At 72.5% G+C, this 24975-nt stretch carries 24 protein-coding genes and 1 pseudogene; 11 read left to right on the top strand and 14 right to left on the bottom strand.

The features are described from left to right. Positions 1-107 precede the first annotated feature (107 nt). The 3 genes from AB0M99_RS22555 to AB0M99_RS22545 all read right to left on the bottom strand — a co-directional run bounded on the left by AB0M99_RS22555 (position 108) and on the right by AB0M99_RS22545 (position 3779). Entirely contained in the window at positions 108-365 is a 258-nt protein-coding gene (locus tag AB0M99_RS22555; protein WP_365923120.1) for a PAAR domain-containing protein, read from the bottom strand. 188 nt (positions 366-553) lie between these two features. Then, positions 554-2362: a chitinase gene (locus AB0M99_RS22550; protein WP_365923073.1), complete on the bottom strand. Its 1809-nt coding sequence runs from the start codon at positions 2360-2362 to the stop codon at positions 554-556. Between the two features lie 85 nt (positions 2363-2447). Beyond that, complete coding sequence (locus tag AB0M99_RS22545) at positions 2448-3779, bottom strand: choice-of-anchor A family protein (protein ID WP_365923071.1); 1332 nt, start codon at positions 3777-3779, stop codon at positions 2448-2450. Positions 3780-4053: 274 nt separating this feature from the next. Here AB0M99_RS22545 and AB0M99_RS22540 point away from each other — a divergent pair, with 274 nt between their 5' ends. Next, on the top strand, positions 4054-4716 hold the full coding sequence (locus AB0M99_RS22540; protein ID WP_365923069.1) for a response regulator transcription factor: 663 nt from the start codon (positions 4054-4056) through the stop codon (positions 4714-4716). 90 nt (positions 4717-4806) lie between these two features. Here the strand turns inward: AB0M99_RS22540 and AB0M99_RS22535 are convergent, their stop codons facing one another. From AB0M99_RS22535 to AB0M99_RS22525, 3 genes are all read right to left on the bottom strand, one after another. Then, the gene (locus AB0M99_RS22535) at positions 4807-5355 is read right to left on the bottom strand and encodes a hypothetical protein (RefSeq protein ID WP_365923067.1); all 549 of its coding nucleotides are present in this window, start codon (positions 5353-5355) and stop codon (positions 4807-4809) included. Between the two features lie 291 nt (positions 5356-5646). After that, positions 5647-6306: a peptidoglycan-binding protein gene (locus AB0M99_RS22530; RefSeq protein WP_365923065.1), complete on the bottom strand. Its 660-nt coding sequence runs from the start codon at positions 6304-6306 to the stop codon at positions 5647-5649. A gap of 180 nt (positions 6307-6486) precedes the next feature. Next, a complete protein-coding gene (locus tag AB0M99_RS22525) occupies positions 6487-7203 on the bottom strand; it encodes a response regulator transcription factor (protein ID WP_365923063.1) in 717 nt (238 codons plus the stop codon). A gap of 722 nt (positions 7204-7925) precedes the next feature. Here AB0M99_RS22525 and AB0M99_RS22520 point away from each other — a divergent pair. The 8 genes from AB0M99_RS22520 to AB0M99_RS22485 all read left to right on the top strand — a co-directional run bounded on the left by AB0M99_RS22520 (position 7926) and on the right by AB0M99_RS22485 (position 16091). Continuing rightward, positions 7926-10298 (top strand): nitrate- and nitrite sensing domain-containing protein, encoded by a 2373-nt coding sequence (locus AB0M99_RS22520; protein WP_365923061.1) that lies wholly within the window; start codon positions 7926-7928, stop codon positions 10296-10298. Between the two features lie 4 nt (positions 10299-10302). Beyond that, complete coding sequence (locus tag AB0M99_RS22515; protein WP_365923059.1) at positions 10303-10782, top strand: roadblock/LC7 domain-containing protein; 480 nt, start codon at positions 10303-10305, stop codon at positions 10780-10782. Between the two features lie 76 nt (positions 10783-10858). Continuing rightward, positions 10859-11128 carry a DUF742 domain-containing protein gene (locus AB0M99_RS22510; RefSeq protein WP_365923057.1) on the top strand — a complete coding sequence of 90 codons (270 nt, stop codon included), beginning with the start codon at positions 10859-10861 and terminating at the stop codon, positions 11126-11128. A 64-nt stretch (positions 11129-11192) separates the two neighbouring features. Further along, positions 11193-11756: an ATP/GTP-binding protein gene (locus AB0M99_RS22505; RefSeq protein ID WP_365923118.1), complete on the top strand. Its 564-nt coding sequence runs from the start codon at positions 11193-11195 to the stop codon at positions 11754-11756. A 35-nt stretch (positions 11757-11791) separates the two neighbouring features. Continuing rightward, positions 11792-12265, top strand: a complete 474-nt coding sequence (locus tag AB0M99_RS22500; RefSeq protein WP_365923055.1) for a roadblock/LC7 domain-containing protein — start codon at positions 11792-11794, stop codon at positions 12263-12265. Positions 12266-12295: 30 nt separating this feature from the next. After that, positions 12296-14161, top strand: a complete 1866-nt coding sequence (locus AB0M99_RS22495) for a nitrate- and nitrite sensing domain-containing protein (protein ID WP_365923053.1) — start codon at positions 12296-12298, stop codon at positions 14159-14161. A gap of 5 nt (positions 14162-14166) precedes the next feature. Then, complete coding sequence (locus AB0M99_RS22490; protein WP_365923051.1) at positions 14167-15375, top strand: histidine kinase; 1209 nt, start codon at positions 14167-14169, stop codon at positions 15373-15375. Continuing rightward, positions 15372-16091, top strand: coding sequence for a response regulator transcription factor (locus AB0M99_RS22485; protein ID WP_365923049.1), 720 nt, complete (start codon positions 15372-15374; stop codon positions 16089-16091). The genes AB0M99_RS22490 and AB0M99_RS22485 overlap by 4 nt, the downstream gene beginning before the upstream one ends. A gap of 4 nt (positions 16092-16095) precedes the next feature. Here AB0M99_RS22485 and AB0M99_RS22480 read toward each other — a convergent pair whose 3' ends face one another. Beyond that, the gene (locus tag AB0M99_RS22480) at positions 16096-17664 is read right to left on the bottom strand and encodes a HAMP domain-containing sensor histidine kinase (RefSeq protein ID WP_365923047.1); all 1569 of its coding nucleotides are present in this window, start codon (positions 17662-17664) and stop codon (positions 16096-16098) included. Beyond that, positions 17661-18443 carry a response regulator transcription factor gene (locus AB0M99_RS22475; RefSeq protein ID WP_365923116.1) on the bottom strand — a complete coding sequence of 261 codons (783 nt, stop codon included), beginning with the start codon at positions 18441-18443 and terminating at the stop codon, positions 17661-17663. The genes AB0M99_RS22480 and AB0M99_RS22475 overlap by 4 nt, the downstream gene beginning before the upstream one ends. A 56-nt stretch (positions 18444-18499) precedes the next feature. On the opposite strand from AB0M99_RS22475, the gene AB0M99_RS22470 reads away from it, so the two are divergent. Then, complete coding sequence (locus AB0M99_RS22470; protein ID WP_365923045.1) at positions 18500-19087, top strand: hypothetical protein; 588 nt, start codon at positions 18500-18502, stop codon at positions 19085-19087. A 28-nt stretch (positions 19088-19115) separates the two neighbouring features. Here AB0M99_RS22470 and AB0M99_RS22465 read toward each other — a convergent pair whose 3' ends face one another. From AB0M99_RS22465 to AB0M99_RS22445, 5 genes are all read right to left on the bottom strand, one after another. Further along, positions 19116-19697 carry a DciA family protein gene (locus AB0M99_RS22465; RefSeq protein WP_365923043.1) on the bottom strand — a complete coding sequence of 194 codons (582 nt, stop codon included), beginning with the start codon at positions 19695-19697 and terminating at the stop codon, positions 19116-19118. After that, entirely contained in the window at positions 19690-21078 is a 1389-nt protein-coding gene (locus AB0M99_RS22460) for a helix-turn-helix domain-containing protein (protein ID WP_365923041.1), read from the bottom strand. Before AB0M99_RS22460 ends, AB0M99_RS22465 begins: the two co-directional genes overlap by 8 nt. Before the next feature lie 218 nt (positions 21079-21296). Next, positions 21297-21812 carry a hypothetical protein gene (locus AB0M99_RS22455; protein WP_365923039.1) on the bottom strand — a complete coding sequence of 172 codons (516 nt, stop codon included), beginning with the start codon at positions 21810-21812 and terminating at the stop codon, positions 21297-21299. A 284-nt stretch (positions 21813-22096) separates the two neighbouring features. Next, positions 22097-22531: a hypothetical protein gene (locus AB0M99_RS22450; protein ID WP_365923037.1), complete on the bottom strand. Its 435-nt coding sequence runs from the start codon at positions 22529-22531 to the stop codon at positions 22097-22099. A gap of 301 nt (positions 22532-22832) precedes the next feature. Continuing rightward, positions 22833-23726 carry a ParA family protein gene (locus tag AB0M99_RS22445; RefSeq protein WP_365923035.1) on the bottom strand — a complete coding sequence of 298 codons (894 nt, stop codon included), beginning with the start codon at positions 23724-23726 and terminating at the stop codon, positions 22833-22835. Positions 23727-24253: 527 nt separating this feature from the next. Between AB0M99_RS22445 and AB0M99_RS22440 the strand changes: the two genes are divergently transcribed. Further along, positions 24254-24490 (top strand): hypothetical protein, encoded by a 237-nt coding sequence (locus tag AB0M99_RS22440; protein ID WP_365923034.1) that lies wholly within the window; start codon positions 24254-24256, stop codon positions 24488-24490. 16 nt (positions 24491-24506) lie between these two features. Here the strand turns inward: AB0M99_RS22440 and AB0M99_RS22435 are convergent. Beyond that, a pseudogene (locus AB0M99_RS22435) lies at positions 24507-24743 on the bottom strand (hypothetical protein); the annotation flags it as partial. Positions 24744-24975 lie beyond the last annotated feature (232 nt).

The raw sequence follows: 24975 nt of genomic DNA, 5'->3' as shown, positions 1-24975 counted from the left end.
GGGCGGGTGGCGCGGCCGTCGGCCCGGGTGGACGGTTCCCGGCGAAGGTTGACAACGCGTGGAGGTGACCGCGGTGGCCACGGTGGCCGAGGCGACCGCGGCTCCCGTCAGCCGCCGATCATCACCGTGGGCAGGCCGGCGACGACGACTCCGCCGTGTGCGGTGGTGTCCCCCATGCGTGCGGCCGGCCGGCCGCCGATCAGGACCGTCGCGCTCCCCTTGACGATGCTGTCCGGGGGGCCCACGCAGGTGCACATGTTGCCGACCGCGGCGGCGGGCAGGCCGCCGATGAGCACGTTCACCGCGCCCGGCGGCATGACCGGGCCGCCGACGTGCGGGACAGGCGGTACGGCGGGCGACTGCATGGGGCAGGTGTGCATGTCACCCACCCGTGCTGCTGGGGGCATGGGCGCGGCTCCTTGGCTCGGCTTGCCGGGGTACGGGTTCGTCAGGACCGAACGTACGTCGTGCCCGACGGGACGCCAGTGGACCGGAGAGGACCGGGTGTCCCCGATGGATGACACCCGGTCCTCTCCGGCGGCGGCGTCGGCGGTCACTTGCCGAGCTGCCACTCCTTCTTGTACTGGGAGACGGCCTTGGAGAAGTCGTACTTCTCCTGCTTGGCCCCGCTGCAGCCGCTGTCGAACTGGACGGCGCCGCCCGCGCACTGCTGGTCGCGGCCTACCGACCACATCGACAGCATGCCGATGTTCTTCTCGGCCGCGAACTTCTGGATCTTGTTCATGTCGGCGACGGTGACCACGCCCTTGTCGCCGACGCCCTGGCCGCCGTCGCCGTTGTTCTTGCCGATGTTCGGCGTGATGCCGACCATCCGCCACAGGTCCGCGTCGGACTTGTTCGGGAAGAACTCCTTCAGCTGCTTGTGCAGGCCCTCGCCCGCCGAGATGACGGCGTCCCCGTACTTGCCCATGTCGGGCACGGACTGACCCATCATCATGGCCATCACGTTGACGACGTCGGGCTGGGCGCCCGCGTCCGTGAAGGACTTCAGCACGTTCTTGCCGTCCTGGACCAGTCCCGTGGCCAGGCTCGGCAGGGTCAGCGAGACGTGCAGCTGCTTGCCGTTCCTCTTCGCGTTCTCCTGGAGGATCTTCACGGCCTCGGCGCGCCGCTTGTTGGCGGCCGCGTTGGTCTGGATGGAGCCCTCGACATCGAAGTCGATCTTGTTGATCGCGTAGCGGTCGATGACTCCCTGGTAGGTCTTGGCCAGCTCCTGCGCGGACTTGTGGTCCACGGCCAGCTCGTGGCCGTTCTCGCCGCCGAAGGAGACCGCCACGTCACCGCCCGACGCGCGCAGCTCGGCGATCGACTTGGCGAGGTGCTGGCTGGGGGTGATGGCGTCGCTGCCCCAGCGCGGGAGCCCCTTGCCCTGGCTGTCGCCGACGATGAAGCCGAGGACGAACTGCTTGACCCCGGTGTCCTTGGAGATCTGCGCGAGGTCGGGCACCGGGTAGGCGGCGGCGTCGATGAACGGGCTCGCGCCGCGCCAGGCGGCCGCGGGCTTGCCCGCGTCCACCGGGGGACGCCCGTCGGGGCCGGGCTGGGTGGTGGCCACGGACACCTTCGCCGAGGCGCCCGCCTTCAGGGCCCCCTTGCCGGTGATCTGGAGCCGCTTCTGCTCCTTCTGCGCGGAGACGTTCCCGTCGCCCCAGGAGTCGCCCGGCAGCAGCCACGCTTCCAGGCCGTAGAGGGCGGACCAGGAGGCGATGTCCTTGGTCCCGGTGTTGGTGATCGTGAAGTCCAGCTGCCCGGAGGTGCCCCAGTCCTTGAACTCGGCCGTCAGCTTCAGCCCCTTGTCCGAGACCCAGCTCTCGCCGGGCTTCAGCCCGCCCGGGTCCGGGGTGGGCGTCGGCGTGGGAGTGGGCGGCGTCGGGGTCGGCGTCGGAGGCGTGGGGGTCGGCGGGACCGGCGGCTTGGAGCCGCTGTCGCCGTCCTTCCAGGAGGCACCTTGGGCGTCGACGGCCTTGCCGTTGAGCTTGAAGTTCTTCAGCTCGTACGAGGACTGCTTGCCGCCGAGGTCGACGCCGAAGGTGAACTCGCCGCCCTGGTACGCGTCGCCCGTGACCGTGACGTGGCGGCCGGAGATCTCGGTCTTGCCGGTGTAGACCTGCGGCATCGGGCCGGACGGGACCTCGAACTCCAGCTTCCAGCCGGGCTCCGCCCCGGGGATCTTGACGCTGCCGCTGAGCCACCAGGTGGTTCCGGTGAGGCTTACGTTGACCGCCTGCCCGGAGGAGGCGGAGGCGTTGGTGAAGGCGTCGGTGGCGTAGACGGAGACGGGGACCATGAGTCCGGCGGTGGCCAGTCCTGTGGCGAGGGCTATGCCGGTGCGCTTGCGCATGCGGTTCAGCTTTCCGATGAGGGGGTGGGGGGAAAGGTGGGGGGACGGGGGAGAAAACGGGGAATGGGGCTGGGCCGGGGGCCGTTCAGCGGCGGGACGCGCGGCGGCGCACGGCGGCCGAGGCGACGCAGGCTCCGCCGATGGCGAGGGCTGCGACCGCGCCGAGCACGATCCGGGAGTCGGCGCTGCCGCCGGTTGCGGCGAGCCGACCGCTCACGTCCTCGGGCTGGGCGGTGGAGGAGGCCTTGCCGGGCGGCGCCGACGGCGTGGCCGAGGGCTTGTCCCCGGCGCCGCCCTTGCCGCCGGCACCGCCCGTACCGCCGGCGGGCGAGCCCGTCGCGGGCGTGGACGGCTGGGGCGGGACGGGGGTGGGCCTGGGCGCCGGCGGGATCGGCTGGGCGGTCCCACCGCCACCACCCCCGCCACCACCGGTGGCGGGCAGGCAGCCGGCGAAGGTCATCTGGTGCGTCTCCGCACCGGGCACCGAGGTGAGCCGTTTGGCGATGACGCCGCCGTTGACGTGGCCCGGCCCCGCGCCCTTCCCGCCGAGCTCCACCGCCGCGTCGGGGGCGAGGAGGGTCCCCGGCCACGAGGCGTGGTTCTTCTTGACCGAGGTGGCCTGGGGGAAGTTCCACAGCAGCTTGGATCGGACGTCCTTGAACTTCGCGGAGCCGGCGGCGTAGTCGTCGAGGACGAACTCGCCGGTCTGCGGGTCCCACAGCTCCACCCCGTACAGGGGCGAGCCGATCATGTCGTACGAGCTGCCCAGGACGTTGACGAGCGTCGTGGAGCCGGCGGGCACCTTGAGGGAGATCCGGTCGGTCTGCTGGAGGTCGGAGGCGTCGACGGAGAAGACGTTCAGCTCGGCGTCCGCGCCGGTCAGCAGGAGTGCCTTGCCTCCTTCGGGGCGGGCCACCGTGCCGTTGCCCCGGACCTGGGCCCAGGAGCGGGAGGCGCTGCGCAGGGCGGCGAACTCCTTGGCGAAGTCGACGGGCGAGGAGCCCTTGGCGTGTCGGCCGTCGACGGCGAAGCCGCCGCGGCGGCTGGTGTCCTTCAGCTCCCGGTAGACGCCCTCTCCCTTGGAGATGACGACCTGGTTGGCGTTCAGCCTGCCGCCGACGACGAGGGACTTGCCGCCGGGCAGGGCGCCGAGTTCGCCCGGGGAGAGCTTGTCGCCGACGGAGAAGCCGTGGCCGCTCGCGCTGTCGCCGAACTTCGCCTCGCCGCCGACGGCGACGGCCCCCTCGGAGTCGGAGTACCGGGTGGAGTCGCCCTCGACGAACTCGGCGTACGCACCCGCGGCCCCCAGGGGGTTGCCGTCGCCGCACCGTGGCGCCGCGGAGGCGGGGGCTGCGGGAAGCAGAGCCAGCGAACCGGCGGCGGCTCCGGCGACGGCGAGGACTGCGGACGTGCGCATGCGACAACTCCCGATCAGACAGGGGAAGTAGGGGGATTGGGGTGGTTGGTTCCGACCCTCCCCCACGCACGAACACAACGTCAATTACCGATATTTATGAACAATTCAGACATCGACCCCTTAAGTTCCTTAAGTAGATCTAAAGGGTGATCAACATCACTCCCGACCGCCGCTCCCACTCGCCGAAGAGGCCGAATCCTGATAACAGTTGATCCGAATGTCCGATCCTCCCGTTTCCTTCCTCCTCCCCCAACACACAGAAGGGACCGCGCGCATGGGCGCAGGCGTCCTCATCGTCGACGATCAGCCGATCACCCGCTCCGGACTCACCTGCATCATCGAGTCCCTGCCGGGATACCGGGTCGCGGCCGAGGCCGAGGACGGCACCCAGGTGGTGGCGAAGGTCCGGGAGCACGACGTCGACCTGGTCCTGATGGACCTGCGGATGCCGCGCGTCGACGGGGTGGAGGCGACCCGGCGGCTGATGGGGATGGACGACCCGCCGCCCGTCATCGCGATGACGACCTTCGCCGTCGACGAGCACGCACTGGAGGCCCTGGAAGCGGGCGCCCGAGGTTTCGTGATGAAGGACATCCGCCCCGAGGAACTGCACTTCGCGATGGAGAGCGTCATGAACGGCGGCAGCCTGGTCTCCACCGAGATGCTCGGCTTCCTGGTCACCCAGGCCTCCCGGGGCTCGGCTGCCGCCGCGCGGCCGCACCACCGGCAAGAACTCCTGGCACGCCTCAGCGAGTCCGAGCACCGCGTACTGGCCCTGGTCGGGGCGGGCCTGAGCAACGCGCAGATCGCGGGCCGACTCTACCTCTCGGTGTCCAGCGTGAAGGCGCACGTCTCCCGCGTGCTGCAGAAGCTGGCCCTGGAGAACCGCACCCAGGCGGCAGTCCTGGCGCACGAGCTCGGCCTGCCGGCCGACTGAGCTGCGCGTCCCGAGCCGCCGGTAAGGGACGACGGTACGGGACGACGGGCGCCCCCGTCCCGGGGCGGGACGGGGGCCGGCGGACGGTCGTCAGCAGGGGCGGATGTGGAAGACGGGGTCCCAGTTGGCCGTGCCGGTGTCCTTGGCCACGTTCGACCAGCGCTCGCTGCCGTCGTGGTTGTAGAAGCGGGCCCGGGTGCCGGAGGTCTGGTTGTTGTTGAAGGTGCCGTTGCCGACACCGTCGAAGTTGTAGTAGCCGCACCGGTAGTAGTCATAGTTGACGCCGCGGCCGTCGACGATGCACAGGTGGCCGTTGTTGCAGGCCAGGGCCGCGTCCGGAGCGGCCAGGTCGCGGGTTTCGGTCCGGCCCGGGACGGCGAGGACCATGCTGCCGCCGGCGGTGGTGAGCTTGTTCGCGGAAACCTGGCGGGCCTGCGGGTCCTTGGCGAGGACGGCGTCGACCTGCTGCTGGAGTTGTCCTGCCTGGACGTCGGTGAGTCCGGCGGCCCGCACTTGCGTGCCGTAGGCACTCTGCTGGGCGGTCGGAATGGTGGCGGTCGAGGCGTGGGCGGACAGGACGGGCCCCGCTAACAGGGCCGCGGCCGCGGCCGTGATCGCCAGGGTCTTGCGCGCTGACATGGTGGTACCCCTCTGCTTCGGCGACCGGAGGGCCGCCCGCTCGTGACGGGCGACCTGCTGTCGCGGTCCATCCTTTCGAAGGCCGCGCCACCCATGAAGGGCGGAATCGGTCGTGATACCACTCTTTCGCGCTTAACCCCCATATCTCCCGACCTCATCCGCCCCAGGCGTCTCGCACGCCCGTACGCGCATCTCGGTGTAAGGGGCAACGGTTCTTCGCGCCCTGGCGTGCGCGTTCACAAGGCTCCGACCCCGCCCGTACGGCCACCCCGGGCGGGTGGCGCGAAACAGTCAGCCCAGGCCGAAGGCCGCCCGCGTGTGCGGGCCGTAGATGCCCGAGGGGTCGCCGGACAGGCCGCGGTCGCTCTGGAGCTGGGCGACACCGCGACGGGTGTCGTCGTCGTAGACGCCGTTGACGGTGACGTACGTGAAGCCCTGCCCGTACAGGCGCTGCTGGAGCGTGCGCACTTCGGCCCCGCGGTCGCCGGGGCGCAAGGCGCCGTCCGGGGTGGGCGGCGGCGGGCTCGGGGTGGAGGGGTCCGGCGGGGCGGCCGGGGAGGAGGAACCGCCGCCCGGCCGGCCGGGGGTCGCGGAGCCCTGGCCGTCGGCGTCGGCGTGCGCGGAGTACGGGGACTGCGACCGCGAGGGGTCGGTGCTGCCGGGCGGGACGGCGCCGCCGGGCGTGGACGGCGAGGCACCGGGCCCGCGCGAGCCGTTGGCGGAGTGCTCGGCGCCGGGCCCCTCGGAACCGGCGTCCGGGAGCGCGTCGGGCGCGCCGGCGCCGCGTCCGGCGGGGCCGATCAGGGAGGCGAGGCCGTCGCCGGTGCCGCCGAGTGCGAACAGGCCCGCTCCGGCGGCCGCGAGGACGCCCGCGGCGGCCATCGGGATCCGCCAGCGCCGGGCGCGCGAGGGGCGCCGCCGGCTGGTGAGCCCACCCAGGTCGAGCACCACCGTTTCACCGTCGCCGGGCGCGGGCGCAGTCACTGGCGCAGTCACGGGCGCAGTCACGGGCGCGGATGCTGCTGTGGGCGTGGGCACGGGCCTGGGCTGGCCGGGCACGTCAGATCACCGCCTTTATCAGTAAATAAGCCTCAATGGGCCATTGGTCGCACAGGCTACCCGCTCCGAGCGCTACGCCCGCCCCGACAGCGTCAGCCCGGTCTCGTTGGCGATGAGCGCCGCCTGGGTGCGGTTGTCCAGGTGGAGTTTGCTGAGCAGCCGCGAGACGTACGTCTTCACGCTCGCCCGGGACAGATGGAGTTCCTCGGCGATCCGGGCGTTCTCGAAGCCGTGGCCCAGCAGTTCCAGGACGTGGCGCTCACTGTCGTTGAGCAGGCCGATCCGGTGGTGGGACCGGGCGAACTGCGCCCGGGACGCGGCCGGCCGGTCCATCAGGCCGCCGAAGACCTCGGGCGCGATCGCGCACCCGTTGGCCAGGACGTGACCGAGGACGGCGTCGAGGAGGCCCGCGTCCAACTGCCGGGTGACGAACCCTCGCGCACCGGCGTCCAGGGCCTCCTCCAGCCCCTCGTGACCGCCGTCCCCGGTGAGCAGGACGACCTTGGGCGGCCGGGGCAGGAGTCCGCCCAGGCGGTCGGAGTTCAGGCCCACCTGCCGGGCCAGGGCCAGGTCCATGACCACGAGTTCGGGTTCGGTGCTGCGCAGCAGCCGCGCCACCTCCTGGGCGGTGGAGGCCTCGGCGACCACCTCGTACCGGCCGAGGCTTTCGAGTACGCGCCGCAGTCCCGTTCGGAATATCGCTTCTCCGTCCGCGATGAGAACGGCACTTCGGCACGCGTCCTGCCTCACGTCCGTAACCGTGCCGTGGAGTTCCGCCGTCAAGTTCATGATCATATGTTCGCGCATCGCGACTTATGAGTCACGTAATGAATTCTTAAAACACCTTAACCCTACAGCCGAGTTATGGTGTGGGCCGAAGAAGCGATGCCGCTTCTTTCCATCCCCCGACAGAAGGCCGAGCCGACACCATGCACGTTTCCCACAGCCTGACGGACCGTGGCAGCGGCCGGCATTCCCGTGCCGCCGCGAGCGATACCCCCGTCTATGACGCCGTGGTGGCAGATCTGGGAACTCCGACGACAGACTTCGTCGTACCGGAAGCCCCGGAGCTGCTCTGGGAGGAGCATCTCGGCTACCTCCCGGCCTGAGGGGACTTTAGCCCATCCCACTGGGGACGAAGGATCCCGTCAGGCCTACTCTGCTGAATTCGTCCGCCAATGACACAGGAAAACCTTTTCCTGATTCCTCGTCAGGAATCATCGGGTCGGGCCGAGGGCGAGCAGTCTCACCGAAAAGGTGATCACCGCGCGTTTCAGGACTTCGACCATTCGGGACCTCTGGCGGCCGATTCACTCCACAAGAACCTTGTCCCTGGATCCAGTTCTGTGATACCGGAGCACGCCTTCACCAACTCGGCAGGACGGCCGCCCCCTCCGCGTCCGAAATCAACCTTTGGCCGATGACGGTAGCCTTTTGGTCAGGTAAAAGGAGTACACCTCCTACGTACGCTGGGACGGCCCTATTCCACTCCCCCGAAACCAGGTCCTCCCGTGATATCAGCCGGCTTCCGTCCGCCCCTGCCCTGGCGCAAGCGCGTACTCGCCGACCTTCGGGTGCCGACCCGCATGCTGATCGTGGTCCTCGTCCCGCTGCTGGCGGCCCTCGGCTTCGCCGGTCTACGCATCGACGACGCCCTGCGCACCGCGGGCCAGTACGGCGACACCGAGCGCATCGCGCAGACCAGCCGAACGGGAACGGCCCTCATCGCCGCACTCGCCCAGGAACGGGACCTCGCGGTCGACCCGCGCGCCCGCCCCCGGGGCACGGACGCCAAGGGCCGCGACGAGACCGACGCGAGGGCACGGCAGTTCCTGAAGGAGCTCGGCGGCCTCCCCGCCCACTCGGGCATGGAACGCCAGCGCAAGGTGACCGGCGCCGGCCTCGAATCACTGGCGAAGATCCGCAAGATGGCCGACGCACAGGGTTCCCCCGCCGAGGTCGAACACGACTACGGCGGCGTCATCGTCTCCATCGCCAGCCTCTACAACCAGGTCGGCGGCATCGGCGAGGAGGCCCGCGGCGCGGGCTGGACCCTCTACACGGTCGCCCTGAACAATGTGATGGTCACCAGCCAGCGCTCGGTCCTGGCCAGCGCGGCGCAGTCCGGCTCCCTGAGCACGGGCCAGCAGGGGAACATCCTCGCCTCCCAGCTCGTACGCGACATCACCGGCATGGAGTTCGGCCTGTACGCCGACCCGCACGAGGCCGAGTCCTTCCAGCGGATCCTCGCCGACGAGCCGGCCCGCAACCTCACCGCCGCCATCTCCGCCCTCGGCGCCTCCACCGGCCAGACCAACCCGGCCAAGGCGCTGCCGAAGACCTGGTACGAGGACCTGACCCGGGTCAGCGAACAGCTGGCGCAGCTTCAGGAGAAGGTGGAGCGGCGCGTGCTGGCCAGCGCCGCGCAGCAGAAGGACCGGGCCCGCGATCAGGTCGTCGTCGACGTGGTGCTCGCCGCGCTGGTGCTGCTTCTCGCTTCGGCCCTGGTGTTCGCCACCTCCCGGCACCTCGTACGCGGACTGGGCTGGCTGCGCCGCTCCGCAGCCAAGGTGGCCGACGACCACCTGCCGGAGGTGACCCGCCACCTGAGCCGGGGCAGCGCACTGCCGGCCGCACTGGAGGGCAAGGTCCTCGCCCCGCGCACCCGCGACGAGATCGGCGACGTGGCACGCGCCTTCGACCGCGTCTACCTGGAGGCCGTCGGGCTCGCCCGGCAGCAGGCCGCCATGCGCGAGGAGGTCAACCAGCTCTTCCAGAACCTCTCCCGGCGCAACCAGGGCCTCATCCAGCGCCAGCTGGCCGTCATCACCGAGCTGGAGGGCCACGAGCAGTCCCCCGACGGGCTGGCCCGCCTCTTCCACCTCGACCACCTGGCCACCCGGATCCGGCGCAACAGCGAGAACCTGCTGGTGCTGGCCGGTGCGGAGATCACCGCCGAGCGCCGCGAGAGCACCGAACTGCTGCCCCTGGTACGGACGGCGACCTCGGAGATCGAGGAGTACCAGCGGGTGACGTACCGGACCGTGCCGCCCGTGTCGATCGTCGGGTACGCGGCCGACGACCTGGTCCACCTGATCGCCGAGCTGCTCGACAACGCGGCCTCCTTCTCCAGCCCCGACACCTGGGTCGTCGTCAGCGGCCAGCGGATGCCCGACGGACGCGTGCTGCTGGAGATCCGCGACTCGGGCATCGGCATGGGCGAGGAGCAGCTCGCCGCCGCCGGGCAGGTGCTGCACCGGTCGGCCGGCGGCCGGGCGGACCTCAGCGAGTCCATGGGCCTGTACGTCGTCGGGGCCCTGGCCCGCAAGCACGGGGTCGACGTACGGCTCTACCCGAACTCCCCCGCCGGGCTGGTGGCCGCGCTGGTCCTGCCCGAGGCGCTGCTCGGGCCGGCGGCGCCGACGGCGCCGGAGCAGGCGCCGGCACCCGCGCCGCGCCGCCGCCCGGGCCCGGGCCCGGGGGCAGGAGCGGGAGCGGGCCGGCGCGTCGTCCGCGGGCATGCCGACGCCCCCCGGCCGGACGCGCACCGGGCGGGCGAGGAACATCCCACCCTGGCCATCCGGGCGGTGGACCCGGACACGACCGCCGCCGCGCCCGCGCCCGCCCACCACGCCGCCCCGCAGCAGCAGCAGCCCGAGGATCCCCGCGTCCACGAGTCGACCAGCGCGGGCCTGCCCGTACGCCGGCGCCGTCCGCGCGCCGGAAGCATCACCGCCCCCGCCCCCGCGCCCGCACCGGAGGCCGCAGCGTTCCCCGACCCGGCGGAGATCCTGCGCCGGATGAGCGGGCTGGACAACGGCATCGCCCAGGCCGCCGAAACCGGCGCCGGGCCGCGGAAGCAGAACGAGAAGGAGGAGGAGTAGACCCATGAGCCCGATGTACGCGATCGAGGCCGCACGCCCCCATCAGCAGTCCCCCGGCGGCGCCGCCGCCGACAAGGTCCGCGAATTCCGATGGCTGCTCCAGAAGTTCCAGACCGACCTGCCCGGCGTCTTCGACGTGGCCGTCGTATCCGCCGACGGGGTGCTGCTGGCCCGCTGCTCGGCGCCCCGGGCACCCGCCCCCGAACTGGTCTCCCCGATCACCAGCGGCCTGGCGGCACTGGCGTTCGCCGCGTCCTCGCTGCACGGGTCGGGTCCGGTGCGACGTACCGTCCTGGAGATGCGGCACGGGGTCCTGGCCGTGGTGGCGGTCTCCGACGGCTCCCTGCTGGCGGTGGCGGCCGACCAGGGCACCGACCGGGCCGTCCTGGGCTACGAGATGACCCGGCTCGTCCAACGCGTCGGCCACGTCCTGACCGCCGAGCTCCGCTCCACGCTGAGGGACCATGCCACGGTCGCCGAATGAGCCGTCCAGATCCGCCGGCCCCGCACCGATCGCCCCCCGCCCCTACACGATCACGGCGGGGCGGACCGTGATCCGCATGGAACTCCCCCTGGAGGCCCTGGTCGTCACCGGCCGCCGCCCGCAGGCCGGCACAGGACAGCCCGAGCACGACCGGATCCTGGCCCTGTGTGCCCGGCCCACCTCGGTCGCCGAGGTGTCGGCGCGGCTGCAAGTGCCGCTCGGGGTGGCCCGCATCCTCCTGTCGGACCTGTGCGGGACGGGTCTGGTCTCGGTCATAGATCCCGCCGGCGAACAGCCGACCACCGCGTTGATGGAAAGGGTCCTCAGTGGACTTCACAGCATCTGAGCCACCGCCCGTCCTCGCCACCGGAAGCCGCGGGGCCGTCCCCGCCGGGCCGTCCTCCGCCAAGATCGTCGTGGCGGGCGGCTTCGGGGTGGGCAAGACCACGCTCATCGGCAGCATCTCCGAGATCCCGCCGCTGCGCACCGAGGCCGTGATGACGACGGCCGCCCAGGACATGGACGACACCGCCCGGGTGCCCGCCAAGCGGACCACCACCGTGGCCGTGGACTTCGGCCGGGTCACCCTGGAGGACTCCCTCGTCCTCTACCTCTTCGGCACGCCCGGACAGGACCGGTTCTGGTTCCTGTGGGACGACGTGGTCACCGGCTCGATCGGGGCGGTCGTCCTGGCGGACAGCCGCCGCCTGGCGGACTCCTTCCCGGCGGTCGACTACTTCGAGGAGTGCGGCGTCCCGTTCGTCGTCGCGCTCAACGCGTTCGACGGGCGCCAGCCGTTCAGCCCGGACCAGGTCCGCAGCGCGCTGCGGATCGGCGACGACGTGCCCGTGGTCCTCACCGACGCCCGGCAGCGGGGCGCGGTGCGGGAGGTGCTGATCCGGATGGTCGAGCACGCCCTGGAGCGCCGGCTCGCCGCGCCCGCGGGCCGCATGACCGCGACCGCCGCCCTGTGACCCGACCCCCGACACCCGACCCGGAGGGACTCCCCATGGACCCCACTCAAGCCCCGCCGGCCCCGCCGATCCCGCCGGCCGTGCAGCCGGCCGCGCACCGGGCCGCGGACATCGCCCGCGCCATCCAGGACCGCTGCGCCGCGACCCCCGGCATCCACCGCGCCGTGCTGCTGTCGGCCGGCGGCCTGGTGCTGTGCACGGACGCCGCCGCCCCGAAGGACGACGCCGAGCGGCTCGCCGCCCTGTCGTCCAGCCTGATGTCGCTGACCAAGGCCGCCGCCCAGGCGTACGACAGCGGCGGGCTGGGCGCCGCCGTCGTCACCATGCAGCGCCACCACCTGTGCATGGCGCCCGTGGACGACCGCACCGGCCTGGTGCTGCTCGCCGACTCCGGTACGGACACCGGCCAGATCACGTACGTCGCGGCCGTGCTGGCCGCGGAGATCTCCGCCCTCCTCGACGGCGAGACCCGCGAGCACCTCGGCCGCTTCTTCCTCCAGCCGGGCTAGCCCGGGCGCCATGACCCCACGGACACACCCATGAGCATGAACTGGCTGCGACAGCGGCGACTGGGCACCCAACTGGCCCTCGTACTGGCCCTGCCCGTCACCCTCGCCCTCGCGCTCGCCCTCCCGCAGGCGCAGGACGGCCGGGCGCGGGTCGCCGCGGCGGCCACCGCCGAGCAGCACGCGCTGCTCTCGGTGGCGGCCGCCGGTCTCGCGCGCGCCCTGGAGAACGAGCGGGACGCCTACTCCCTGGCCGGCGGCAAGGCCACCGAGGACGTGGGCAAACGGCGGGCGGCCACCGACGCGGCCCTCGCCGACTTCCGCACGGCTGCCGCCCGCAGCGCCGCCGACCCGCGCCTGGCGGGCCGGCTGGAGCGGGCCGGTCAGGCACTGGAGGGGTTGCCGAAGGCGCGCGGCGGCGACATGACCCGGCGTTCCGCGCTGCTGCCCGCGATCGAGGCGTACGCGTCGGTGATCGAGGCCGTCGACGTGCTGGTGCCGGCCGACGGGCCGGGCGCACGCGGTTCCGGCGCGTCCTGGGCCCCGTACAGCCTGGCCGCCGGCAGCTCGGCCCTGTCGGCGCAGCGCTCGCTGCTCAACTCCCCGCTGACGACTGCCTCGCTCACCGACGAGGAGAAGGCTTTCCTCACCGGTCAGGAGGGAGTGCGGCGGCACATGCTCGGCGAGTACCGCGCGGCGGCCGCCGATTCGGACCCGGGCGCGGACACGGCCGTGGACGACGGCTGTGTGGCCGGCCCCGTCGCGGGCGCACTGGCCGGCCACCGCCCGGCACCCGCCGACTGGGTGCCGTGCAGCTCCCGCGTCCTGGACCGGATGCACGGGATCGAGGCCGGACTCCTCAACGAGGCGCTGCGCGCTGCCGCCGCCGCGCACGCGGACGCCCGCAGCGCACTCGTCACGCGGATCACCGCGGTCCTCGCCGCGCTCGTGGTGTGTGCGGTGGTCGCCGCACTGGCGGCACGGCGGCTCGTACGGCGCCTGCACCGGCTGCGCCGGGCCGCCCTCAAGGCCCAGAACGAACTGCCCGTACTGGGCCGCCGCATGGCGAGCACCCATGACCCGGCCCGGCTGACCCTGGACTTCGCCCCCGTCGACCTCGGTGCGCGCGACGAGGTCGGCGACCTGGCCCGCGCCTTCGACTCCGTCGTCAAGGAGGCCGTCCACCAGACCTCGCAGCAGGCGGTCCTGCGCGCCGCCGTCCACGCCAAGCTGGCGTCGATGTCCCGCCGCGGCCATGTCCTGGTCCACCGGCAGCTGGACGTGCTGTCGTGGCTGCAGATGTCCGAGCACGAGCCCCGCGCCCTGGAGGCGCTGTTCCACCTGGACCACCTCGCCACCCGGATGCGCCGCCACGGCGAGACCGTACTGGCCCTGGCGGGCGAGGATCCGGGGCGGATGTACCGGGAGGACGCCCCGCTCGTGGACGTCCTGCGCGCGGCGGCCGCCGAGGTCGAGGACTACACCCGGGCCGACGTCGACCCGGCGGTCCCGGAGGTGTTCGTACGGGCGCGGGCGGTGCACGGCCTGACGCACATGATGGCCGAGCTGATCGAGAACGCCCTGAAGTTCTCGCCGCCCGACCGCTCCGTGGACCTGTCCGCCGAGCCGGCGGCCGACGGCGGGGTCGTCGTCCGCGTACGCGACTTCGGGGCGGGCATCCCGGGCGGCCAGCTCGACACCCTCAACGTCGCCCTGCAGAGCGAGCTGCCCGTGGACTGGGTCCGCTCGGACTGCTCCGGCCTGTACGTGGTCAACTGCCTGGCCGCCCTGCACGGAGCCCGCGTCTACCTCGACTCCTCGCCGCACGGCACCACCGTCGTCGTGGCCCTCCCGGCGGACCTCGTGGTGAGCGGGCCCGCCACCGTCCACGCGGAGTGACCCCCATGCCGGCCCACACCTACAGGCTCATCAGGCGCAGGCTGCGCTACCTGACGGTCTGCGACGCGCCCTCCGTGCACCGGGAGCGCGTCATGGACGCCGCGCTGGTCGCCCTGGTCGCCGCGGCTTCCCTGATCGCCCTGTCCACCGTCTACCGCACCGGCCTGTTCCACAGCTACCCGGTCAGCGGCCTGTGCGCACTGATCGCCGCGGGCGCTCTGATGTGGCGGCGCACCCGTCCCGAGCTCTGCGTGGCCGTCGCGTTCGGTGCGACGCTGGCCTCCGACGAGGGCACCGCGATGATCGCCGCCTCGTACGCGGTGGGCCTGTACGGGCGGCGCCACCGCGCGCTGGTGGTTGGCGCCGCGACGCTGGCGTTCCTGGGCACGCGGTCGCTGACCGGCGGGCTGATCGACGACCCGAACTGGCGGGTCTACGGCGCGGTCCTGAACCTCGTCGCGCCCGCCTTCTACGGTGCCTTCGTACGGCGCCAGCGCGGACTGAGGGAGCAGTTGCGCGAGCGCCTCGCGCGGGCGGAGGCCGCCACCGACCACGCGGCACGGTTCGCGATCATGGAGAAGCGCACCCGGCTCGCCTTCGAGATCCACGACACCGTCGGCCACCACACCACGTACCTGGTGCTGCGGGCCGGGGCCGCCCAGCGGCGCAAGGGCCTGCCCCCCGAGGTCGCCCGGGACTTCGAGGAGATCCAGGAGGCCGCGATCACCGTCATGCAGGAACTCCGCGGCGTCATCGGCGTGCTGCGCGAGGGTGACGACGAGGAGGAACCGCTCGGCGGGCGCCTGAGCTGCCACGAGTTCCTGGAGGGACTGGCCCGCAACATGCGGGCGATCGGAATGGACGCGCGGTACGAGGTCGGCGGCACCCCGTGCGACATCGGCCCGGCCGGCGAGGGGCTGCTGTACCGGGTCAGCCGCGAGTCGCTGACCAACGCGGCCAAGTACGCTCCGGGCGCCGCCGTCCGGATCGCTCTGGAGTACGGGCACGGTACGGTGAATCTTGTCGTCCGCAACGGCCGCCCGCTCCAGCGGCCGCTCACCCACGACTCCGGCGGCCTGGGCCACGCGGGGCTGCGCAGGGCGCTCACCGCGGCCGGCGGCCGCTTCCTGGCCGGACCGGTGCCGGGCGGGGGCTACGAGGTGCGGGCCGTCATTCCGCTGCCCCAGCACGAGTTGAAGGAACCGGCACTGTGACCATTCGAGTGATCATCGTCGACGATCAGGCGATCATACGGTCGGGTCTTCGGATGATGATCGAGTCCTCGGACGACTTCGAAGTGGTCGGCGAGGCCGTCGACGGCGCCGACGCCATCATCCAGGCCAAACTGCACCGCCCGGACATCGCCCTGATGGACCTGCGCATGCCCAACCTGGACGGCGTGTGCGCCACCCGCAAGCTGGTGGAGCTCCCCGATCCGCCCAAGGTCCTGGTGCTCAGCACCTACAACAGCGACAGCCAGGTCCTCGAGGCGCTCGACGCGGGGGCCAGCGGATTCCTCCTCAAGGACCTGCGCTGCGAGGAACTCTTCTCCGCACTGCACGTCATCGCCTCCGGCGGTCGGGTCTTCGCCCCCGAACTCCTGCGCAACCTGGTCCGCCAGGCAGCCCGCCGGATGCCGGTACAGGTCAACGGGGTCGATGCGAAGGTCGCGGCGCTGAGCGAGAGCGAGCACAAGGTGCTCCGGCTCATCGGCATGGGAATGACGAACGAGCAGATCGCCCGGGAACTCCACCTGGCGGGCGCGAGCGTGAAGACCTACGTCTCGCGCACCCTGGCCAAACTGGAACTGGGCAACCGCACGCAGGCCGCGGTCGTGGCGTACACCCTGGGCCTGGTCGGCCACCCGGCCCCGGCCGCACCCGGCGCGCCCGCTGCCCCCGGCAACCGCGGTGCCGACACCTCGGCCTGACCGGTCAGGGCCGGGCGGCCCGCCGACGCCCGCGCCGGGCCGCCGAACCGGAGGCGCCCGGGGAACCGGAGGCAGTGGCACCTGCGGAACCGGCCACGGAGGCCGGCTCCTCGCCCGCGCCCGACCGGGCACGGTGCGCGCGGGCCGCGGCTCCCTTCGACGGCGCCCCGGCCGAGGGCGGGGACTGCGCCCCGGCACGGCGCCGGCCTCGCGCACGGCCCTGCGCACGCGCATCCGCCTGGCGCGCATCGCGCAGGAAGCGGACCCGGATCTCCGCGCCGCCCAGCACCGAGCGGCCGACGCTGACGTCGCCGCCGGTGGACTCCGCGAGCCGGCGCACGATGTCCAGGCCCAGTCCCGTGGAGCCCTGCCGCTCCCCGTCGTTGCCGCGGCTCAGCGCCGCGTCCGGCTCGGCGATCCCCCCGCCCGCGTCCGAGACCATGACGATGACGGCGTCCTCCCCGCGGTGCACGTCCACCGCGAAGGCCGCGCCCAGCGGGGTGTGGCGGAAGACGTTGCCGAGCATCGCGTCGAGGCAGGCCGTCAGCTCGGCGCGCGCCACCGGCAGGCGCACCGGCTCAGCCACACCCGCCAGACGCGCCTCGCGGCCCTCGTCCTCGGCCAGGGCCGACCAGAACTCCATCCGCTCCCGGATGACTTCCACCGCGTCGCAGCCCGGGATCTCCCCGCCCTGCGCGGCACTGGTCCGAGGTCGCTGCTCGCGCGCGGTGCGAATGATGGTGTCGACCTCGCGTTCCAGTTGCTCCACCGCCGCCCGGGTCTGCTCTGCGGCCTGCCCGTCGCCGAGGGAGGCGGCGTTGAGCCGCAGTACGGTCAGCGGGGTGCGCAGCCGGTGCGAGAGGTCCGCCGCGAGTTCGCGCTCGGCCTCCAGCAGCGCGACGACCTGGTCGGCCATCGAGTTGAACGCCACCCCGGCCGCCCGTAGTTCCGCCGGGCCGCCCGCCACGACCCGTGCGGCGAGTCTGCCCTCGCCCAGCTCGTGCGCCGCCCGCGCCAGGCGCTCGGCGGGCCGGACCACCCGTACGCCGAGGCGGTCGGCGACGGCGACAGAGCCGAGCAGCAGGGCGGCCGCCACCGCGCCGAGCACCAGCCAGGCGGTAGCGACTCCTTCGCCGACCGCGTCCTGCGGCACGAACACCTCCACGACCGCCATCCGGCCGGCCCCGAGGGCCGTCGGCTGCAGGACCACCCAGCCGCCCCGCACGGCGGCCCGGGACACCTGGCCGTTGTCGCGGACCGCGGCCACGTCGGAGGCGGGAGCCCGGCCCTCGCCGATGTCCCAGCCGCTGTCGGGCGCCCCGTACGGATCGCGGGGCATGTGCACGGCCATCCGGGACTCGGCGCCCGGCTGCGTGGAGGCGACCGCCTTCTCCACCTGTCCGCGGTCGGTGGTGACCGTCAGCACCGGCCCGATCGTGGCGGCCTGCCGCTCGGCACCGGTGAACGCACGGTCCCTGGCCATCTGCTGCACGGCGGCGCCCAGCGGCACGGCGAAGGCCGCCACGACCATCACGGTCACCGCCAGGCACACCCGGACCAGCGCCCATCTCATGCGCTGTGGGCCACCGTTACCGCGTACGGTCCGTCCGGGGCGGGTGCCTCCAGCTTGATGCCCACTCCGCGGATGGTGTGCAGGTAGCGCGGGCTGGCCGCCGTCTCCCCGAGTTTGCGGCGCAGCCAGGACAGGTGGACGTCGATCGTCTGGTCGTCGCCGTACGCCTGCTGCCACACCTCCGACAGCAGTGCGCGGCGGGAGACGACCACGCCCGGCCGCTGCGCAAGGAAGGCCAGCAGGTCGAACTCCCGGCGGCTGAGCTCCAGGGGTGTGCCGGCCAGGGCGGCCTTGCGGCGCAGCGGGTCGACGCGCAGTTCGCCCACCCGGATCAGCCCGGTGCCGTCCTCGCCCTGCCCGACCGCTGTCGGCCGGCACCGGCGCAGTACCGCCGCGAGCCGGGCGGAAAGCTGCTCGACGGAGAACGGCTTGGTGAGGTAGTCGTCCGCACCGCTGTTGAGCAGTCGGATGATCTCCGCCTCGTCGTCCCGCGCGGTCGCGATGATCACGGGGATGTCGGTGATGCCGCGCATCATCTTCAGGGCCTCCGATCCGTCGAGGTCGGGAAGGCCCAGATCCAGAATGACGACGTCGAGGTATTGCGAGGAAACTTCCCGCAGTGCTTCCAATGCCGTGCCGACACTGCGGACGGTGTGCCGCGCATCGGAAAGGTGCCGAATGAGCGCCGAGCGTACTGCCGGATCATCTTCGACTACGAGCACACTTGCCATGCTCCGGAGTCTACGCGACATTCCCGTACCGCATTCTCCGAGGCCGATCGAATTCCCGAATCCTCTTTTGCCGACTGCGAACCCTCGCGGATAGGCTCCGGAAAATGCGACGAGGATTCATGCACGGATCGGTCTGGCTGCTGGCCATGGGAGTCGCCGTCGCCGTCTCCTGGTGGGGAGTACGCAGCGTCATGTCCGGCCCGCTCGGCGACGCCCCGCGCGCGATCGTGCTCGGCGGCTCGCAGGATCCCGCCCCGGCGCCGTCGGACGGGGAGTCCTCCGGCCCGCCGCCGCCCGTCTCCTCGCCGCCGCCGTCCCCGGGCGCCGGCGGGCACTCCCCTCCTGCGCCGTCCGGCACTCCGCAGACCCGTCCGCCGGGCGGCGACACCCCGCCCGCCTCGCCGCCGCGGACGCCCGCGGGCGGGGGCAGGCCGGTCCCGGACACCACTCCCCCGCCGGACCGGCCCACGGGCAAGGTCGAACCCGTCAGCGTCCCGGGCGGCCGGGTGGTGTTCGAGATGGGCGAGAGCTCGGCCTCGCTGGTCTCGGCCACGCCTGCCTCGGGCTGGCAGATGCAGACCTGGCACCAGAGCACGTACATACGGGTGACCTTCACCAAGGGGTCGCAGGAGATATCGGTGTTCTGCGTCTGGCACGACCAGGCACCCCGGATCCAGATCGAAGGTCTCTGAGCGAGTCGCTCAGCCGGTCCCTGCGACATCAGCCCGGGCGGCGCCCCGCGCGCGCGGCCCTGTGGGCCTCAAGGGCCCGCAGGTACCCGGCCGAGCGGGGCGCGGGCCCGGCGGGCCGGGCGGGGTCCGGCGGACCGGCGGGCTCGGGGGGCGCCCGTACGCCCTCAGGGGGCATCCGTACGCCCTCGGGGCTCGGGGACAGGACGCGGATGGCCCGCACCACCTCTCCGCCCAGCGTCCGGTTGAGGCGGACGGCCAGTTGGTCCCCGGTCAGGCCCAGCTGGACCGCGTACGCCCGGGAGTCGGGCAGCAGGTCGAGCCGGCCCTCGGCCTCGACGAAGGCCACCGCCCGCACGTGTCCGGCCAGCTCCGGGACGACCGCGGGCCACCGTTCGAGCACCCCGTCCGAGGGCAGCGCGGTGTCCCAGGCCCGTTCCGCGACCACGACGGCGACGACCAGCCCCAGTTCGTGCGGGTCCCGGCCGCCGGGCACCGCCGGGCCGGGCGCCCTTGCACCGCGGGCGGCCGACTCGGGGTCACGCCCGGCCCGGGCGGCCGCGCGGGCCGCCTGGAGGACGACCCGGGCGAGGTCCCGGCCGCCGTCAGGCACGGCTGCCCACCGCCATCAGCGCGGTTCCGGAGGCGAGCCGGGCCGCGCGGTGCACGAGCTCCGCGCCGTAGAACTCCTCGGCCGCCGCCCGCCCCCAGGCCCGTACGGCCGAGGCGATCAGGGTGGTCTCGCCGCGCAGGAACTCGCCCCGGGCGGTCTCCCGCAGGGCTGTGCGGTCGGCGTCTGACAGCGTTGTCAACGTGCCCGCGACGGGCGCCGCCACCACAGCGCCGCACTCCGCGGCACCCACCGTCCGAGCGTTCCGGGCCGCGGCCACCAGGCGGCGCACAGCGAGCCCGCGCGGCCCGCAGGGCGCGGGCGCCCACGACCCGTGGCGGCGCCGGGCCGCTGCGGGCGAGTCCCGCCAGGCCGTCACGGCGTCCGCGCGCTTGGCCGGCGTGTCCAACAGCCGCTCGGCTCCGGCCAGGAGCGTCGCCAGCAGCCCGGAGGGCCGCCGTACGGCATCCGCCTCACCGCGCAGGTGCAGCCAGGCCCGCACCTCGGCAGCCGTCCACCCCGCGTCGGCGACGTGGCGCACGATCCAGGCGATCCGGGGCACCTGGCAGCGGCCGAGCCAGCCGACCTCACGGATGAGCTCTCCGGCCAGCTGGTGCCTGCGCCCCACGACGTTGAGCCTGCCGCCGCGCCCCGAACCCCGCTTGCCGATCCGCTTCCCGCCCGCGAGCTCGGCCTCAGGGGGAAGGAGAGAACCACCCGCACCGGAAGGACGAGAGGAAGCCACCCACATTGGGGTGCAACGGACATCCCCTCGGGGGCGGCGGGCGTCCTGGCGCCGCGCCGGGCCACGACGCCCGCCGCCCCGGCGGCCGAGCGTGCGCGCCGCCTTCCGCGCGAGGACGGCGATCCGCTCCCGCCCGGGCCCGTGTCCGTCGATCCCCACCATCCGGCGCCGGACGCCCTCCCCGGCCGTACGGATCCCCAGCGCCCGGTCGAAGCCCTCCGGGATCATCCGGGCGAACTCGCTGGCCCGTGCCCCCACCCCTCGTACACGGCTGCCGCGCCGGACGTAGGCGAGCAGCCCGGCCTGACGGAGCATCTGCAAGTGGTACTGGACGGTCCGCTCGCTCACCCCGAGCACGCGCTCCAGATGGGCCACACCGGGGCGGCAGGGCGACAGCCGGCTCAGCTCGCGGGCGATCCGCACCGTGGTCTCGCCGAAGCGCGGGCCGTGCGCACGGCGGGGCCGGTAGAGCCCGGAGTCGGCGGCCCAGTGCACGGCCTGGAGCCAGGAGTAGCCGTCGGGAGCGGTCCGGCCGGCGGTCTCCGACAGCCATTGCCGCGGCTCGGGGACCCACAGCTCCTCGACCGCGTTCACCGGCGGCACCGCCCGGGTGCGGGCGCACGCAACGGGGTTGACCATAGGCAGTCAAACTGGAAAAAGGCATGGATGTAGTGCAAAATGACGAGGCCTTCTGCGTGAACGAGGGCATGGCGGAGCAGCCCGCATCCGGCGGTCAGCCGGTCGGACCGTTCCCCTCGGAGGGCTGGACCCCTCCGGTGTCAGGGGGTCGCCGCGCGAGGTGAGTGCGAATCACCCCGGCCCGCGGCATCTCCCCGGCGGCCTTGCCGCCGCCTGGCCTATGTCATCCCGACCTCTCGTTGCAGGGCGCCCCGGGATGGCATACCGCCGGGCTTGCGCGCACTGCGGCGCCGCCGGGCGGACAACATGGCCACGGCATCGGGCAGTTCCGAGATCCACAGGCCGACCGGGATGCGGAACGCGACCCGTCCGCCCAGGCACTTCAGGTCGAACGCGGCCCGCTGGTCGGGCGTCGTGATGAGGTGGACGGAGTCCTCCAGCACCCACAGCGCGGTGTCCGGAGTCGTACCCGCGTCGGTGGCCGCCTGGCGCGCGGCCTCCACGGCCGACTGCTGCCAGAGCTCAAGGTCCTGACGGGCGCTGCGCGGCCGACGAGTGCCGGGCCAGCCGATCTGGGACACGAAGGCGTAGACGCGAAGAGCGACGATGTCCTCTTCGAAGTGGGGCTCGCTCAGCACTCCCTGGTCCCTGGCCTTCCAGGCCCAGGACTCACTGAGGCCGGCGGCGGCCGCGACCGCGCTGGTGCTGAGTTTCTTCTCGGTGTGCAGGGACATGGAGCGGTTTCTCCGTCACAAGTCTGCGGATCGATACGCGGATCATATTACCGCAGCAAAAGGGGACGGATCTCGCGTCACTAGAGCCCGACAGCCATTTTGGCGGGCACTCTCCGGGGATTACCGCAGCTACTTTCTAGTGTTACAAGGATCGGAATTCAATTACACAGCGAGCTCGACAGATCGACCGGAACATCGTTGGTCGCAGCGCAATACCCGTCAAGATATCCATTGAGATACCCGTCGCGATATCCATCGTTGCAGCCGGTCGGCGGGAGGCGAATTCAGCGGCGGCGGCGCTCGGGCCTCGACAGGGGCCCCTGGGCCTCCAGGGCGTCGAGGAACGCCTCCACGCCCGCCGAGACCACGAGGGTGCCGCGCCGCCCGTAGTCGGCCTCCTGGAGCATCATCTTCAGGCCCGCGGCGAGCCCGTACGCCGACTCGCCCACGCGGTAGGTGGAGGGCTGGGTCTTCTCGGAGTCCCACAGCTGCCCGGCGCCGAAGTCCTCGGCCATGGTGATGAGTTCGGACACCTCGTGGGGCATGTGCCGCAGCGCGGCGTCGACGTAGTGGCCGATCGCCAGGTTGGCGTTGCCGGTCGCGCGGCGGTCCGCGTTCACCCGTGCCTTGAGCCGGGTCAGCACTTCCGGCGCGATCCGGAACCCGTACGACTTCCACTTCGCGGAGCGGAGCCTGGCATCGGCGAAGCTCTCGTGCACCGCGGCGTGGGCCCAGGCCCCGGAGTAAGCAGGATCGGGCGCGGATGCTGACGCGGGCGCCGGTTCCGATGAAGGCCCGGGTGCCGGGGCGGATGACGGTGCCCGATCCGCGGCTCGGCCGTCCGAGTCCTCCGGCCGGGGCCCGACGGACTGCCCACCGCCCGCGCCGAGGAACGACCGGTCGGCCACCTCCTCCGCCCCGGTCAACAGATCCGCCACCAGCGAGGATCCGTCGATCCGGAAGTGCGCCGGCGTCTTGCGCCGGACCTCCTTGGCCGCTGGCCGCTGCGGCTCGGGTTCCTCAGACACCGGCGGCCTCGCTCTCGATGCCCTCGATGCGCGCGGGGGTCTCCCACGCGTCGCGGGGCTGGCGCATCCGGGTCAGCACCTGGCACATGAGGTCGCCGTACATCTTCCCCGGGGCGTGGCTGGCGAAGCGGACGACCGCCGGGACCCCGAAGGCGAACGAGTCGCTGATGCGGTTGTCCAGGCGTATGTCGGTCCGGAAGGGCGCGAGGTCCGCGTCGAGCATTCCGTTGCGGATGTTGACCTCCTGCATGCGCCACTTGGACGGCGGATTGGAGCGGTTGACGATCGCACCCAGGTACTGCGGGTCGCACTCTCCGCCCGTGCGGTCCTTGACGTACCGCACGGTGCCGCGCGTCGCGGCCGCCCCCTTCAGCGAGGGGTACTCCGGCACGCACACGGTCAGTACGTGGTCGGCGGCCGCGAGCGCGGTGGCCGACATCGAGGACACGGCCGGCGGGGTGTCGATGACCACGAAATCGAACTCGGAGGCCACCTCCAGCAGCATCCGCCGCAGCACCGGGGTGGCCTGGTAGCCCTTCTTGTGGATCAGGTCCTGAGCAGCCGTCATCGTCGACTCCTCGCAGGCGAGCAGGTGCACGGAACCGGCGCCGTCGAACTCGGCGACGAGTTCGCTGCGGTCGAACCAGATCGACGCCAGGTCCATCCGCATGCCCTGGAGCCGTCCCTGGATGACCCAGCCGAGGGAGCGCGCCAGTTGGTCCTCGCTGGAGAGGTTGAGGCCCAGGGCCGTGCCGGCCTGGGCCTGGGGGTCGAGGTCCACGATGAGCACGCGCTGCCCCGCCAGGGCCAGGGCCGCACCGATGTTGACGGTGGAACTGGTCTTGCCGACGCCTCCCTTCTGCGTCGCAACAGCAATGATCTTCACGGGCGCCCTTGAGTGTCTGACGCCGCCCCCGGCACTCTCCTGTCACAAGAGCACCCTCGGGGCAACGATCGCCGGCCGCGGCCCGATTCCGGGACTTTCGACGCCCCGGAGCGGGCGAATGTCCACGGATGTTCGAGTGACGCGGGAATGTCAAACAGGACGATAACAGCACTCCTTAAGTACGCCACAGCACCCGTAGGACACGAACGAAGGGTATGACACCCCTGGTCAGAGCAGGTGTTTCGGAGGAACTGATGAGCCTGGGAGCCTCCCGTTCACAACGAATCACACAGCCAATATCGGCCAGAGGAATGAGGACCTACGAAATCCCAGGGCACGGGCCCAACGGCCCTTGCCCGCACACACGATGTCTGCACTTCCGGCCGACCTGCGCCCGGAGGACCGTTCGGCCCGCCCATACAGGACCAAAGACCCTGTCGACCGCCGCACGCCCAACGGAAGGCTGCGAGTGGATAAGAACGTCGCAGCCGCAATGACGCACGCCCAGCGAGCCCCGGAGGAGGACCATGCCCACACCCCCCGTCCCCCGGCGGCCCGCCGTCCCGCGCAGGACGCCCCACGAGGGCGCCGGCCCGCGCTACTTGACGATCGCCGACGCAATCGCCCGCCTGCACGCCCCCGTCCCCTCCGCACCGGAGATCGCCCGCCTGTACGGCGTCTCCCTGACGACGGCCCACTTCGTCCGCCGCGCCCTGCACACCCGCCGCCTCTCCCCCTACCGCCACGCGCCGGGCCGTAGTTGAGCGCCGAGCGCGGGGTTCACCGCACCCGTGGTTCGGCCAGAAGGACGACCCGATCCGCGTCGGCACCGAACCCGAGCACCGGATGCCCGGAGTCACCCTCCGGATCCATCAGGACGGGCTTGCCCAGGCGACGCCCGATCTCCCGCAGGAACCCGCAGAACGCGTCGAGCCGCTCCTGACCCTGCAACTCCCGTAGGTCGACGTCGAAGTCGATGACCTCGTCGTCACGGAAACGGAAGTTCGCCAGCACTTCGGGCACACCGCCGTGCTGCCCGACTCCCCGGTGCGCGCAACCCTGATTGCCCCTGCCCGCCGGCTGCGGGAGCTGAGCGCCCCCGCAGTCGGCGGGCAGGGCACCGGTCGGAGCAGCCTCACCCGGCGCGCCCGGCCGGGCTGCCCGCTTCCCTCCCCTTCGACGCCAAGGGCGCGCAGCGTCCGGCGCCGGCCTCCGGGTGCCCGCCGCGGAGCGGCGGGGTGGGCGCTGG

This window comes from Streptomyces sp. NPDC051183 (genome assembly GCF_040682455.1).
Classification (GTDB): domain Bacteria; phylum Actinomycetota; class Actinomycetes; order Streptomycetales; family Streptomycetaceae; genus Streptomyces.
This window is presented reverse-complemented; position numbering and strand designations above follow the sequence as displayed.

What these genes read in the sequence shown, in the direction of transcription:
- AB0M99_RS22555 (WP_365923120.1), bottom strand. Translation starts at nt 365, where the DNA reads ATGCAGTCGCCCGCCGTACCGCCTGTCCCGCACGTCGGCGGCCCGGTC.
- AB0M99_RS22550 (WP_365923073.1), bottom strand. Translation starts at nt 2,362, where the DNA reads ATGCGCAAGCGCACCGGCATAGCCCTCGCCACAGGACTGGCCACCGCC.
- AB0M99_RS22545 (WP_365923071.1), bottom strand. Translation starts at nt 3,779, where the DNA reads ATGCGCACGTCCGCAGTCCTCGCCGTCGCCGGAGCCGCCGCCGGTTCG.
- AB0M99_RS22540 (WP_365923069.1), top strand. Translation starts at nt 4,054, where the DNA reads ATGGGCGCAGGCGTCCTCATCGTCGACGATCAGCCGATCACCCGCTCC.
- AB0M99_RS22535 (WP_365923067.1), bottom strand. Translation starts at nt 5,355, where the DNA reads ATGTCAGCGCGCAAGACCCTGGCGATCACGGCCGCGGCCGCGGCCCTG.
- AB0M99_RS22525 (WP_365923063.1), bottom strand. Translation starts at nt 7,203, where the DNA reads ATGAACTTGACGGCGGAACTCCACGGCACGGTTACGGACGTGAGGCAG.
- AB0M99_RS22515 (WP_365923059.1), top strand. Translation starts at nt 10,303, where the DNA reads ATGAGCCCGATGTACGCGATCGAGGCCGCACGCCCCCATCAGCAGTCC.
- AB0M99_RS22510 (WP_365923057.1), top strand. Translation starts at nt 10,859, where the DNA reads ATGGAACTCCCCCTGGAGGCCCTGGTCGTCACCGGCCGCCGCCCGCAG.
- AB0M99_RS22500 (WP_365923055.1), top strand. Translation starts at nt 11,792, where the DNA reads ATGGACCCCACTCAAGCCCCGCCGGCCCCGCCGATCCCGCCGGCCGTG.
- AB0M99_RS22495 (WP_365923053.1), top strand. Translation starts at nt 12,296, where the DNA reads ATGAGCATGAACTGGCTGCGACAGCGGCGACTGGGCACCCAACTGGCC.
- AB0M99_RS22490 (WP_365923051.1), top strand. Translation starts at nt 14,167, where the DNA reads ATGCCGGCCCACACCTACAGGCTCATCAGGCGCAGGCTGCGCTACCTG.
- AB0M99_RS22480 (WP_365923047.1), bottom strand. Translation starts at nt 17,664, where the DNA reads ATGAGATGGGCGCTGGTCCGGGTGTGCCTGGCGGTGACCGTGATGGTC.
- AB0M99_RS22470 (WP_365923045.1), top strand. Translation starts at nt 18,500, where the DNA reads ATGCGACGAGGATTCATGCACGGATCGGTCTGGCTGCTGGCCATGGGA.
- AB0M99_RS22460 (WP_365923041.1), bottom strand. Translation starts at nt 21,078, where the DNA reads ATGGTCAACCCCGTTGCGTGCGCCCGCACCCGGGCGGTGCCGCCGGTG.
- AB0M99_RS22455 (WP_365923039.1), bottom strand. Translation starts at nt 21,812, where the DNA reads ATGTCCCTGCACACCGAGAAGAAACTCAGCACCAGCGCGGTCGCGGCC.
- AB0M99_RS22440 (WP_365923034.1), top strand. Translation starts at nt 24,254, where the DNA reads ATGCCCACACCCCCCGTCCCCCGGCGGCCCGCCGTCCCGCGCAGGACG.